Here is a 13597-nt window from a genome sequence, read left to right on the forward strand (position 1 = left end):
GCAGTCAAACCACAAAAATGCAGCCAACATGACTATCAATGCATACCAAATAAACAAACTTAATTATTTACAATCGCGCCCAAAAGGCCCGATCCGGCACACACCACACCAGCCAAACATCCAGAATGACCAGCACAATCACAATCAACCACACAATGCAGAAAAAAGTACATTGGCACACTATTGAGTTCTCAGACATCATTCGCATTAGTTCAACAACATTTAACCTGCTGTTTCTCTAAGCGACTGGAGTTCATACTTTAGCTAACAAGTCGATATTTTGTCAACCAGGAGTTAATCTCTCCGCCGACCGCTTGTCGCGGCGACCTCGATAAATATACGCACGCCCCTAAAGGTTGACAAATCGCCAGGTCAAACACGAAAACCGCCCACCTTAGGTGGACGGTTCTCACGACTTGTCGCGCTAGAAGCCTTTAAACCAGGCGTGCGCCCGCAAAGTTCTTCTTGCCGCGACGTAGGACGAGCCAGGTGCCATGCAGTAGGTCCTCTGCTGCAGGCTCCCAGTCATCCGATTCAATGCGCTGGTTGTTGACGTAAGCGCCACCTTCCTTAATGGTGCGGCGTGCAGCGCCCTTGGAATCAGCCAGACCAGAAGCCACCAGAAGGTCAACGATGGTCCGCGGCTCGCCTTCCGTAATCTCAGCGACTGTGGTTTCAGACAACGCACCCGCCAGGGTCTTTTCATCCAGTTCTTTAAGCTCCGCCTTACCGAAGAGTGCCTGGGCAGCAAGCTCGACTGCCTTGGTTGCCTCTTCACCATGAACCATGTTGGTCATCTCCTGAGCCAGGCGACGCTGCGCAGCGCGCTTGTATGGCTCTTCCGCCACGGCCTTCTCGTACTCCGCGATTTCTTCCTGAGTCAGGAAGGTGAACCAACGCAGGTAGTCAATGACGACAGAGTCGCCAGCGTTAAGGAAGTACTGGTACCAGGAGTAAGCAGAGGTCTTTTCAGGATCCAGCCACAACTTGCCGCCGCCGGTGGACTTACCGAACTTCTGCCCCTGGGCGTCGGTAACCAGCGGAACGGTGAGCGCATGGACCTTAGCGTTATCCATGCGACGGTTCAGATCGACACCAGAGACAATGTTGCCCCACTGATCGCCGCCGCCGATCTGGAGCACGCAATCGTACTCACGGTGCAGGTGCACGTAGTCGTTGGACTGCAGCAGCATGTAGGAGAACTCGGTGTAGGAGATACCGTCAGATTCCAGGCGGCGCTTGACGGTGTCGCGGTCAAGCATGGTGTTCAGCGAGAAGTTCTTTCCGATATCACGCAGGAAGTCGATAACGGAAAGGTTCATGGTCCAATCAGCGTTGTTAACCATGATGGCGGCGTTTTCGCCCTCAAAATCCACAAAGCGACGCAGCTGCTTCTGGATTGCCTGCAGGTTCTGCTCGATGACGTCCATGCTGAGCATGGAACGCTCGCCCACATCGCGTGGGTCACCAATAGTGCCGGTCGCACCACCAGCAACGGTGATCGGGCGGTGGCCAAATTCCTGGAAGCGGCGCAGCATAATCATCGGCACTAGGTGCCCTGCGTGGAGGGAATCCCCCGTCGGGTCGAAACCGCAGTACAGGGTAATCGGCTTTTCGCACTCTTCGCGCAGTGCGTCGAGGTCGGTGGACTGGTTGATGAGGCCGCGCCAAGACAGCTCGTCAATAATGTTCATAAAGGTCTTCCTAATTTCTTCCTAGATTCGAGGTGCAGAAAAGTTTGTTAGGCCTCTGCTTGTGCAGGCCATGCTTTTGCGTGATCAGCTAGCATCACTGGGATGTCGTCCTCGATGGGATAGGCAATGCCGAGACGCTCATTGACCAGAACCTGTGCATCCTCGTTATAGGTCAGCGGCCCTTTATCTTGGGGGCAGACCAAAATCTCTAGAAGTTGTGGATCAAGACTCATGGCGTTAATCCTACACTCGGCGCTTCGGCCGGCGGCTCCAACCCAGCGATGCGAAATGCACAAGCGAAAAGCCGGCCGTCTTCACTCCCTGAAGATGACCGGCTCCACTGGCTTAAGCTTCTGCGATCACCGAAGCCTGTGCCCATTTCTTAAATTCCGCGGCAATCTCGTCAACGCGTTCACGCTGTTCAGCGACCCGCATACCTGCGGTTCCACCCTTGGTAGAACGCGAGGCCACCGCACCATCGATGGTGAGTACGTCACGCACTGCAGGGAGCAAGCGCTTATCGACGCCGGCGAGCTCCTCATCGCTGAGGTCCACCAGGTCCACTCCCCTTGCCTCGGCAATCTGAACGCACGCGCCCGAAGCCTCATGTGCCTCGCGGAACGGAACGCCTTGGCGAACCATCCACTCGGCGAGGTCCGTTGCCAGAGTGAATCCACGTGGGGCAAGCTCACGCATGCGGTCTTCGTGGAATTCCAAAGTGGAAACCAGGCCGGTCATGGCTGGCAGCAGCAGATTGAGCTGCGCCACCGAGTCAACGATCGGCTCTTTATCCTCCTGCAAGTCACGGTTATAGGCCAAAGGCTGCGCCTTCAGCGTGGCCAGCAATCCGGAAAGATTGCCAATGAGGCGGCCCGTCTTGCCGCGGGTTAGCTCCGCAACATCGGGATTCTTCTTCTGCGGCATGATGGAAGAACCGGTCGACCAAGCATCATCCAGGGTGACGTAACCGTATTCCGGAGTGCACCAATAGATGATTTCTTCCGCCAAGCGAGACATATCGACCGCGATTTGCGCCAAGACGAAAGCTGCCTCCGAGGCAAAGTCACGCGATGAGGTTCCATCCAGAGAGTTCTCCGCAGCTGAATCGAAGCCCAATTCCTGTGCAATGGCCTCCGGATCAAGGTGCAGCGAAGAACCCGCCAGCGCGCCAGAGCCATAAGGTGATACGGCTAGGCGCTTGTCCAGATCCTTCAAGCGATCGACGTCGCGAAGCAAAGGTTGCGCGTGCGCCAACAGCTGGTGTGCCAACAAGATCGGCTGTGCTGCCTGCGAGTGAGTCTTACCCGGCATGATTGCCTCCGGGTGCGCCGCTGCCTGCTGAGACAAAGCATCCACCAAGTCAGTGACCTGCAGAGCAATATCGCGAATGGCATCGCGGACCCACATGCGAAACAGGGTTGCTACCTGGTCATTGCGGGAACGACCCGCGCGCAGGCGGCCGCCGACCTCAGGCCCGACGATGTCGATAAGCCCGCGCTCCATCGCGCCGTGTACATCCTCATCGGTGGGCAGCGGACGGAACTCGCCGGAGGCTACCTTCTCCCCCAGCTGCGTCAGACCATCGAGCATGGTCTGCAGGTCGGCGTCGGAAAGCAGGCCTGCCTTGTGTAGGACCTTCGCATGTGCCTTGGAAGCCAAGACGTCATATGGCGCCAGGACCCAGTCGAAGTGAGTGGATACGGACAGGGCGAACATTGCCTCAGACGGGCCGCCGGTGAAGCGCCCGCCCCACAGTGCGCCCTCGTTTGTCTTATGCATTATTTCTTTCCGGTTGGGAAACCGCCATCGCGGTCACGCTGGTTGGAGATCTGGGTGGACAGGCCATGCAGCTGGACAAAGCCCTTGGCCGCGGACTGATCGAAGGCGTCGCCAGTGTCATAGGTGGCCAGGTCGAAGGAGTACAGAGACTCACCCGAGCGGCGACCATTGACAGTTGCGGTGCCGGCGTGGAGAACCATGCGGATATCGCCGGTGACGTTCTCCTGGGAGGACTCGATGAAGGCATCCAGGGAACGCTTCAGCGGCGAGTACCAGAGGCCGTCGTAGACCTCTTCGCTCCAGCGAGCGTCGGTCAGGCGCTTATAACGTGCGAGCTCACGCTCGACGGTGACATCCTCCAGCGCCTCGTGAGCCTTGATAAGCACCATGGCACCCGGAGCCTCGTAGACCTCGCGGGACTTGATGCCTACAAGCCGGTCCTCAACCATGTCGAGACGGCCGACGCCTTGTGCACCCGCGCGGCGATTGAGCTCTTCGATTGCTTCCAGAACGGTCACCGGCTTGCCGTCGATGGCAACGGGCTTGCCCTTTTCAAAGGAAATGATGACCTCATCGGGGGCGTTACCCAATGCCGGATCCTCGGTGTAGGCGTAAAGATCCTTTGTTGGCGGATTCCACAGATCCTCCAAAAAGCCGGTTTCTACCGCCCGGCCCCACACGTTTTGGTCAATAGAAAATGGCGAGGATGCGGACTGCTCAATCGGGAGGTTGATCTCCTCTGCGAAGGCGATTGCCTTGTCACGAGTCCAGGCGTAGTCACGCGCTGGCGCGATGATCTCTAGCGAAGGATCGAGTGCGCGGAAGGAAACCTCGAAGCGGACCTGATCGTTACCTTTACCAGTGCAACCGTGGGAAACGTGTGTTCCGCCGTGCTCCTGCGCAGCTTTCACGAGGTGCTTGGTGATAAGCGGGCGGGAAATCGCAGAAACGAGCGGGTACTGCTTCATGTACATGCCGTTAGCCTTGATGGTAGGCAGGCAGTACTCTTCTGCGAATTCATCCTTCGCGTCAATAACGATGGACTCGACCGCGCCGCAATCGAGGGCGCGTTGGCGTACCGACTCCATATTCTCGCCACCCTGGCCAAGGTCAAGAGAAACAGCAACAACGTCACCGCCGGTCATCTTAGCCAGGTAAGGGATCGCCACGGACGTATCCAGCCCGCCGGAATAAGCCAGTACAACACGTGCGCTCATAATCATTCTCCTTAGGTTATCTTCGAGCTACCGTTAATATTATACGATAGAACGTATAAAACCTAAACGTCGCGTGATGTGAGCTTCTTCGCAAGTTCCTCGCCGGTGGTCGACTCGCGGGCGAGGACGAAAATAGTGTCGTCACCAGCAATACAGCCGGCTACATCGCTCAAACCAACGCGGTCAATAAAGGAAGCCAAATACTGCGCAGCGCCGGCTGGAGTGCGCAGCATGGCGATGTTTCCTGAATGATCATGCGAGACAACAAGTTCGTCGAGCATGCGGCGCAGCTTCTCGCGGGGTCCGTTAAGCTGGTCTTCGAATTGCTCCAGCTCGCCGCCGACCATATAGAAGGAACGCCCGCCACCGCGCTTTACTTTCTTCGCACCAAGCTCGTCAAGATCGCGCGAAAGGGTTGCCTGGGTAATGTCGATTCCTTCATCAAGCAGCAGCTCAGAAAGCTGCACCTGGCTGGTGACGCGGGTGCGATCCAGAATTTCCAGGATCTTGGCTTGGCGCGCATTGCGCGTGGTCGGCGTCGTTGTCATCGCTAAAGAATTCTCCTTAAAACTCATGCCGGCAATCCGATATCCTCAAATGCACTAAGTCTTAGTGCATTAAATTCGCTTTCAAGCATAAACCTTCAGCGTGAAGGATTCCGGAATTGTCCCGGCGGGCGCCATTAACCTTGCGCACGCTCGAAAGTTGCGCGGATATAGCTTGCGGACTCAGCCAACTTCTGGGTCTCCCATTCATTGAGCTTGGGGGCCAAGCGCTTTTCGACTCCACCGCGGCCGACAACCGATGGCATGGAAAGCGCAACATCGTCGATGCCGTATTCCCCCTCCAGCATGGAGCAGACCGGATGAACCGCCTTCTCATCCAGCATGATCGATCGCGCAATCGCTACCGCGGAACGTGCCACACCAGCGTCGGTCCAGCCCTTTGCATTGAAGACGTCGTAGGCCGCGCCGACGACGGTTTCTTTGAGCTCTTCCTTACCTGGTAGCGAGCCGTGATGGAGCTCTTCAAGTTCTTCCCAGCCCAAGCCTTGGACGTTCAGTTTCGACAGCACTGGGAAGGCAGTCATGCCGTGTTCACCCATCATGTAACCGGTGACAGACTTGGGATCGATACCGAGCTCGCGCCCTACAGCCCAGCGCAGACGCGCTGAATCGAGCATGGTACCGGTACCAAAGAGTAGCTCGCGCGGGTAGTCGAACTCGCGGTGCGCAAGGGTAACCATTGCGTCCAAAGGATTGGTGATAAACAGGATGACCGCTTCACGCGTATGGGCAGTGATGCCTTCCATGACGTTGCGAATAACGTGGCCGGAAGAAACTGCCAACTCGGCACGGTCAGGAGCAGAACCCGGATTGTCCGGGTCCGGCTGCATGGACGCACCGGCAGATACGATGATGAGATCAGCATCGGCGCAGTCCTCGTAGGTACCGGCGTGGACGTGGATATGGTCAACGCCAGGCACGCCGGTGGATTGATCATGGTCCAGCGCCTCACCGTGTGCCACCTTATCGTTGACATCGATTGCGGCGATATCCGCGAAAAGGCCAGACTCCATGGCATAAGCAAGGACCGAGGATCCAACGTGACCCAGGCCAATACAAACAAGCTTTGTGGTGTTTAGGTTCTTCATATTCCCGAGCATAAACCTCACGCCGGACACGTGGTGCTTTAGCTGACGGTGGCTTCGGAAAACGCCAGCGCAAAGCGGTTAACCGCGGCGTCCAGCTCTGCCTCTTCAATCACCAGCGGCGGCGTCAAACGCACGACGGAATCATTCGGCGCATTCACAATTACTCCGTGCTTGAAGCCGGCGCTGACCACCTGTTTAGCCACAGGGCGTTCCAGAACCACGCCCAACATCAGGCCGCGACCGCGCACTTCTACTACGCCAGGCAACGCAGCTACGCGTTCTGCGAGCCGCTCTCCCTTGTTGCGTACCTCAGCAATGAACGCGGCATCGATAGTGTCCAGTACCGCATTTGCCGCCGCACACGCAACGGGATTGCCGCCAAAGGTCGTGCCGTGGCTCCCCGGAGTAAGCAAATCCTTCGCCGCGCCCCGTACGATGGTCGCGCCGATGGGCAGGCCCGCCCCCAAGCCTTTGGCCATGGTGATCACATCGGGCAAGATTCCCGCGGACTGGAAAGCGAAGAAGTCACCAGTACGCCCGACGCCAGTCTGAACCTCATCAACAATCAAGAGGAGCCCATATTCATCGCATAACTGGCGCACCTTAACCAGAAATCCATCCGGCGCGGGAATCACTCCGGTTTCGCCTTGGATAGGCTCCAAAATGATTGCCGCGGTATTGGCTGGATCCTGCTCCACCAATGTGCGCAGATATTCAATGTCGCCATAGGGATAAAATTCCACGCCAGCTGGCAGCGGCTCGAAAGGCGCCCGTTTGCCCGGCTGCCCCGTCATCGCGAGCGCGCCCATAGTACGCCCGTGGAATCCGTGGTGCGCCGCCAGCACCCGCTTCTTTCCAGTCAAGCGCGCTACCTTGAACGCAGCCTCGTTGGCCTCGGTACCGGAGTTGCAGAAGAATACCCGGGCATCGCTATCGCCCACCCGAGCCTCGAGCTTCTGTGCAACCTCAACCACAGGCTCGCTAGCAAAAAGATTGGATACGTGCGCCAACTTAGCCACCTGCTGGCTTACCGCCTGAACTACGGCAGGATGCCCGTAGCCTAGTGAATTGACCGCAATGCCGGCCAGCATGTCGATGTAGGACTTCCCCTCTTCATCAACCACGGTAGATCCTGCACCTGAGACCAATCCGAGCGGCGGAGCGCCCTAGGTATTCGTGATCGCCTCGTTCCACCGCTTTATAAGCGAAGTCATGCGTTATCGTCCTTTCTAAAGACCGTTCCTTCCGGATAATCAGCGCGGTCATAGTTATCAGGCAGAATCATCGTTCCGATGCCGCCGGAGGTCAGCAGCTCTAGGACCACCGCATGCTCGGTGCGGCCATCGAAAACGTGGGCCGCATTTACCCCTGCCTCCACTGCTTTAAGGCAGGCCTCCATCTTGGGAATCATCCCGCTGTCTAAGGTGGGCAAGAGCTGCGAAAGCTCGCTGCACTCAATCTTGGAGACCAAAGAATCGGAATCTGGCCAGTCGGTATAAAGGCCCTCCACGTTGGTTAGGACCACGAGCCTTTCCGCGCCCACAGCGCTAGCGAGCGCACCCGCCGCGGTATCCGCATTCACGTTATAAACCTCGCCATCCCTACCGGGCGCAATGGTTGACACCACGGGAATCCTTCCCGCATCCACGATGTCCATCAAGGCTTCGGGGTTGACGTCGGTAATATCGCCGACCAAACCAATGTTTGTCAGCCGCCCATCGATGTTGACCAGGCGCTTTCGGGCGCGAAATAGTCCTGCGTCCTCGCCCGAAGTGCCCACCGCGTAGGGCCCGTGGGAGTTGATGAGGTTGACCAATCCCCTGCCCACCTGGCCAAACAAGACCATCCGTACGACTTCCATCACCTCCGGGGTGGTTACCCGAAAGCCACCTTTGAATTCGCCCTCGATGCCGAGCCTGCCCAGCATCTGATTGATCTGCGGGCCGCCGCCGTGGACGACAATCGGCTTCGCGCCCACCGCGCGCAGAAAAACCATGTCTGCCGCGAACGCCGCCTTGAGCCGCTCATCCACCATGGCGTTGCCGCCATACTTCACCACGACTATTTTGTCGCGATAATGCTGGAGCCACGGCAGTGCCTCCGCCAAGACCGTGGCCCGATCCAAGTTCGTTAACTGCATAGTCTCCTCGCCTTTGCCTATTCCCCGAAGCTAAGAGCTATAGGCCGAGTTGATTTCGACGTACTGATGAGACAGATCCGTAGTCCGTACAAATGCTCGGCCTGGCCCGTTAAGACCTAAGTGAACGTGGACGTCAATATCGATTCCTGAAAGGTCCACCTCGCGCGCGCCGGGCGCGCCCGTGGAGTTGATGCAGACAGGCTGATTGTTGAAGGCAACAGAAATGTTTTCCGGATCCATATCCGCGTCCGCCATGCCCACTGCCGCAAGGACGCGGCCCCAATTGGGATCGGAGCCAAACATCGCACACTTGAACAGGTTATCCCGGCCCAGCGTCCGCGCAGCGGCAAGCGCCTGCGCATCGTCAGTGGTGCCCTCGACGGTGATTTTGACGCGCTTGGTCACCCCTTCCGCGTCGGCCTGCAGCTGATCCGCGATATCGGCACAGGCTTTAAGAACAGCATCGTCGAGCTCTTCCTGCGAAGGCTCGATGCCCGATGCACCATTTGCCAAGATGATGACGGTGTCATTAGTCGAGGTCGAGCCATCAATATCTAAGGTATTGAAGGTCGCATCGCATGCACTGTGCAGCGCTTGCTGCAGCGCGGCAGGCGTGGCCGCGGCGTCGGTTGTCAGGCACACGAGCATCGTTGCAAGCGAGGGCGCCATCATGCCCACGCCCTTGCCCATCGCACCCAAAGTCCATCCACCACCGTGCACCACAGCTTCCTTCGCCACGGTATCGGTGGTCATTATCGCCTCGGCGGCAGCGTGACCTCCTTCTGAGCTGAGTTGCCCCACGACGCCGCGAACGCCGCCCAATGTTTTATTCATCGGCAAAGGCTCGCCAATCAGCCCTGTGGAGCATACAGCGATATCTTGCCCGACAATTCCAGTTAGAGCAGCAAGTTCATCCACCATGGCTTGGGCATCTTTGTCGCCTTGCTTCCCGTTACAGGCGTTGGCGTTGCCCGAGTTATACAACACGGCCCTTACCTGCCCGTCTGCGACGGCGGCCTTGGAAAGTTTTACCGGTGAGGCAACGACCCGGTTGCGGGTAAATACCGCCGCTGCATTAAAATGTGGGCCTTGATTTACAACGAGCGCCATATCTGATTTTCCAGATGGCTTAATCCCAGCAGTGGTTGCTCCCGCCACAAAACCTTTCGGCGCGGTAACGCCAGTTGGTTTGGTCACGGGCACTCCTGGCGTGGTGGGTGATAGAGACATGATCTTCTCCTAATTAAAAAGGTGGCTATTAATAACCGCCTAGGGCGCGACGGCCGCCTGTGGCAGGCCGGCGGCTTCTTCAAGCCCTAGCGCGAGATTCATACATTGAACGGCGGCACCGGCGGTACCCTTGGTCAGATTGTCGAGCGCAACAGTGATGAGCAATCGTCGGGCACGACCGTCCACATGGGCCTGGATATGCACCATGTTGGAGCCCACTACGTTCTGCGTTTCTGGCTGGATTCCTCCTGGCAAAACTAGGCAAAAAGGCTCGTCCTTGTAGAAGTCCGCGAAGGCTTTGTGCACCTGGGAGGCATCCACTCCTCCAGCAAGAGGAGCGCTGATAGTTGCCAAAATCCCCCGCACCAGCGGGGCCAAGACCGGAGTAAAGCTGAGGTTGAGCTCAGCGTCACCGTGCACGAAAGGCGCCAGGTTCTGCACCATCTCCGGGGTATGACGGTGCGTGCCGCCCGGCGAATAGGCGCGCAAACTGCCCATGGTCTCAGCACCAAGCAACCCCACTGCGGCCTTCTTGCCGGCGCCGGAAACGCCAGTAACCGCAACCACGTTGAGCTCAGGTTCGATGAGCTCCTGCGCCAAGGCCGGCACAGCACCCAAAGTCACGGCGGTGGGAAAGCATCCCGGCACCGCTACCTGCGATGCCCCCTGCAGCTGTGCGCGATTTCCAGGCAGCTCTGGGATGCCATAGGGCCATGCGCCCGCGTAATCCCCACCATAGAACTCCCGCCAGTCCTCTTCGCTCCGGAGGCGGAAATCGGCCGCGCAATCAATCAACACCGGCGCTGCGACGCCGGTGCTTTGCGACGCCGCCTCAATCTCCCGCGCCAACTTCGCCGAGTGTCCGTGCGGCAGCGCCAGGAAGACCACCGAATGCCCAAGCAGGTTTTCCGCCGCAATGTCTTGAATAGTATTCCCCCACACCTGCGGCGCATTTGGCACGACCTGCGCCACCGGTTGCCCGGCTGTGGAGTGCCCACAGAGGGCGCCAATCCGCAGCTTACCGGACAAATATGCTGGATGGGACAAGAGCAGGCGCAGAATCTCGCCGCCTGCATATCCGGAAACGCCCGCGATGGCTACTGAAATACTCATGCGGGAAACAATAACAAGTTATGCAAGGCACTGCAATATATACGAGGAGTCTTTTATATCGCTCCAAAACGCAAAGTGCCTCCCGCGGCCCTCCTCTAACAATTGAGTGGAGAAGAAAGCCAAGCGGGAGGCACTAAACACTGAGCCTGAGGGCCTCCACCCTCGAGCCACAGCTTAGGAGTAAATCAGCACCTGAGTTACCAGCATGATGCCGCCGAAGACCAGAAGGAAGACCATCATCGGCCAGACGAAGCGCAGCCAGTGCGTGTACTTCATCTTCAGCATCTGCAGCGTTGCCATGACCAGGCCGGTCGGGCAGATGAACAGCATTGCATACTGTCCCCACTGATAAGCACAGACCACAATCCAACGGTCGATGCCCACCGTATCTGCCAGCGGCGCCATAATCGGCATGGACAGCACAGCTAGGCCGGAGGAGGAAGGAACAACGAAGCCCAGCAGGAAGAAGATGATCATCAGCATGATGATGAAGACTGGACCATGCATTCCCTCAACCAGGTTGGTTGCAGAGTTCAGCAGTGTATCGGAGATATGACCATCATTGAGCACCAGGTTGATGCCGCGGGCCAGACCGATAATCAGGGAAACGCCGACCAGGCTGGAAGCACCCTCAGTGAAGGCGTCGCAAAGCTCAGCTTCGCCCAAGCGATTCTCACCGGTTGCCGCAATGAACATGATGGCCAGGGCCACCGTGAGGAATGCGGCCGCCATCGTTGGGAACCACCAGCCCTGGGACATAACACCCCAGACCATCAACGGGAACGCGATAGCGAAGAGGATGAGGATGACCTTCTGACGAAGGTCGAACTTCTTAACGTCACCGGTGGCGTCCATGGACCACTGGCCCTCAAAGACTTCCTTATCCTCCAGGACATAGGAGAAGTTCGGGTCTGCCTTGAGGCGACGCGCATACCAAGCCATGTAGCTAATCACCACGATGCCGCCGACGACACAGCCGACCAGACGCCATACGATGCCGTCTGTGAAGTTGATACCCGCCGCGTTCGACGCGATAACAACCGAGAACGGGTTAATCGTAGAGAACGCCGTACCCATGGAACCTGCCAGGAAGATGGCGCCCACCACGACGATGGCGTCATAGCCTAGCGAGATAAAGATTGGGGCGAGGATTGGGTAAAAAGCAACAGCTTCCTCCTCCAAGCCACAGGCGGAACCGCCCATCACCATCAGCACGGAGACCACGACGACGAGCAGGAACTCGTGCCCCTTCGTCTTCTTGGTCAGTGCGACCAGGCCCGACTCGAAAGCGCCCGTTGCGCGGACCACGCCAATGAGGCCACCCAGCACGAGGATGAACACGATGATGTCAACGGCCTCGATGGTGCCCTGCACCATGCTGACCGGGATATCCCACAGACCAGCCGGGTTCTGCGTGACATGCTCATAAGTGCCCGGGACGGAAACTGCCTGCGTCAGTGCACCAGAGGTGAACTGATCGATGTTGATCTGCACGCCCAGGCTATCGAGAGTCTTCTGCGTAGCGTCCAGAACGTCGACCGAACCATCAGGGTTGGTCACGTTCAGCTTGCCCGAGTCAGGGTCATACATCAGCTTCGAATACGAGCCTGCCGGAACCAGCCAGGTGGCGATTGCAGAGATGACCGTCAGGGCAAACAGAATCGTAAAAGCAGACGGAACTGAGAAGTGAAACCTCCGCCTCTTCTTGGGGTCTGTATCCTTCTCTTTCATTGGCGCGGTCATGGCGCCTTCCTTTCATGTGATAAAAGGCCGGGGAAGCCAGCACATACTGTCTTACCCGGCCAATAAATTTCTCCTAAGAGGTTATAACGGTTCCGACGGAACCAGTCATGGCTTCACCGGCATGTTCGAGCGAGGTGATGATTGCTCGACGGCCGGCGCCCGAACGGGCGAACTCCAAGCAGGCTTCCACCTTCGGCAGCATTGAGCCTGGTGCAAAGGCTGCATCATCAATCAGCTTCTGTACCTCGTCAACGGTGACCTTCTCCAGAGCCTTTTGTTCTGGGGTGTTAAAGCCGGAGTAGGCGTAGTCAACTGCGGTGAGAATCAACAGGGTGTCTGCCTCAATCTGCTGAGCGATAAGAGCCGCGGTGCGGTCCTTATCGATGACTGCGGTGACACCGCTGAGCTGGCCTTCCTTGCGGACTACTGGGATGCCGCCACCACCGGCTGCGATGGCAATGCCACCGGAGCCCAGGATGTTGGCGATGCTCTTTGCCTCTACAACCTCGATAGGAAGTGGCGAGGCAATGACCCAACGCCAGCCGCGGCCGGAATCCTCGACGTAGGTGTTGCCGGTTTCCTTAGCCAACCGCTTTGCCTCTTCCTCGCTGTAGTACACACCGATGGGCTTGGTTGGGTTATCAAAAGCCGGGTCGTTTTCGTCGACAACCGTCTGCGTGATGAGGGAATAGCAGTCGCGCTCTAGGTTCCGCATGCGCAGCACATTCTCAATGGCCTGCTGGAGGTGGTATCCGATGTAGCCTTCGGACATTGCACCGCACTCGGCGAAAGGAATCTCTGGCGTGGTTCCCTCCTGGTGTGAGAAGTCGGAGGAAACCTTGATCATGCCAACCTGTGGACCGTTGCCGTGGGTAACCACGACCTCGTGGCCGGCCTCGATGAGGTCAACGATTGAGTCGGCGGTCTGGCGGATTGCTTCCAGCTGCTCGGTTGGGGTGTTTCCAAGGGCGTTGCCACCGAGGGCAACGACAACACGTCGCTTATCCATTGCACTTTCTCCTGGTGA

The 13597-nt window shown here is 57.8% G+C and carries 11 protein-coding genes and 1 pseudogene; all 12 read right to left on the reverse strand.

Annotation, left to right across the window (positions count from 1 at the left end; genetic code table 11):
• Window positions 1–434: 434 nt before the first annotated feature.
• Window positions 435–1694: a tyrosine--tRNA ligase gene (gene tyrS, locus HMPREF3158_RS11015; protein WP_070456699.1), complete on the reverse strand. Its 1260-nt coding sequence runs from the start codon at window positions 1692–1694 to the stop codon at window positions 435–437.
• A gap of 47 nt (window positions 1695–1741) precedes the next feature.
• Entirely contained in the window at window positions 1742–1927 is a 186-nt protein-coding gene (locus HMPREF3158_RS11020; protein WP_061922621.1) for a Trm112 family protein, read from the reverse strand.
• Window positions 1928–2039: 112 nt separating this feature from the next.
• Window positions 2040–3473 (reverse strand): argininosuccinate lyase, encoded by a 1434-nt coding sequence (gene argH / locus HMPREF3158_RS11025; RefSeq protein ID WP_070498536.1) that lies wholly within the window; start codon window positions 3471–3473, stop codon window positions 2040–2042.
• The gene (locus HMPREF3158_RS11030) at window positions 3473–4690 is read right to left on the reverse strand and encodes an argininosuccinate synthase (protein ID WP_070498538.1); all 1218 of its coding nucleotides are present in this window, start codon (window positions 4688–4690) and stop codon (window positions 3473–3475) included. The genes argH and HMPREF3158_RS11030 overlap by 1 nt, the downstream gene beginning before the upstream one ends.
• Before the next feature lie 62 nt (window positions 4691–4752).
• A complete protein-coding gene (locus HMPREF3158_RS11035) occupies window positions 4753–5265 on the reverse strand; it encodes an arginine repressor (RefSeq protein WP_256374596.1) in 513 nt (170 codons plus the stop codon).
• A gap of 107 nt (window positions 5266–5372) precedes the next feature.
• Window positions 5373–6344 carry a lactate/malate family dehydrogenase gene (locus HMPREF3158_RS11040; RefSeq protein ID WP_141741046.1) on the reverse strand — a complete coding sequence of 324 codons (972 nt, stop codon included), beginning with the start codon at window positions 6342–6344 and terminating at the stop codon, window positions 5373–5375.
• A gap of 38 nt (window positions 6345–6382) precedes the next feature.
• Window positions 6383–7558: pseudogene (locus HMPREF3158_RS11045) on the reverse strand (acetylornithine transaminase).
• Window positions 7555–8484 carry an acetylglutamate kinase gene (argB, locus tag HMPREF3158_RS11050; protein ID WP_061922633.1) on the reverse strand — a complete coding sequence of 310 codons (930 nt, stop codon included), beginning with the start codon at window positions 8482–8484 and terminating at the stop codon, window positions 7555–7557. Before argB ends, HMPREF3158_RS11045 begins: the two are co-directional and overlap by 4 nt.
• A 30-nt stretch (window positions 8485–8514) precedes the next feature.
• On the reverse strand, window positions 8515–9681 hold the full coding sequence (argJ, locus tag HMPREF3158_RS11055; protein ID WP_235591044.1) for a bifunctional glutamate N-acetyltransferase/amino-acid acetyltransferase ArgJ: 1167 nt from the start codon (window positions 9679–9681) through the stop codon (window positions 8515–8517).
• Window positions 9682–9753: 72 nt separating this feature from the next.
• Window positions 9754–10827, reverse strand: a complete 1074-nt coding sequence (gene argC / locus HMPREF3158_RS11060) for an N-acetyl-gamma-glutamyl-phosphate reductase (protein ID WP_070498543.1) — start codon at window positions 10825–10827, stop codon at window positions 9754–9756.
• A gap of 174 nt (window positions 10828–11001) precedes the next feature.
• Window positions 11002–12570 carry a YfcC family protein gene (locus tag HMPREF3158_RS11065; protein ID WP_049147599.1) on the reverse strand — a complete coding sequence of 523 codons (1569 nt, stop codon included), beginning with the start codon at window positions 12568–12570 and terminating at the stop codon, window positions 11002–11004.
• A gap of 73 nt (window positions 12571–12643) precedes the next feature.
• Window positions 12644–13579, reverse strand: a complete 936-nt coding sequence (arcC, locus tag HMPREF3158_RS11070) for a carbamate kinase (RefSeq protein WP_061922642.1) — start codon at window positions 13577–13579, stop codon at window positions 12644–12646.
• Between the last annotated feature and the right edge of the window lie 18 nt (window positions 13580–13597).

Source organism: Corynebacterium sp. HMSC06G04 (assembly GCF_001807365.1).
In the GTDB taxonomy this organism is placed as follows: domain Bacteria; phylum Actinomycetota; class Actinomycetes; order Mycobacteriales; family Mycobacteriaceae; genus Corynebacterium; species Corynebacterium simulans.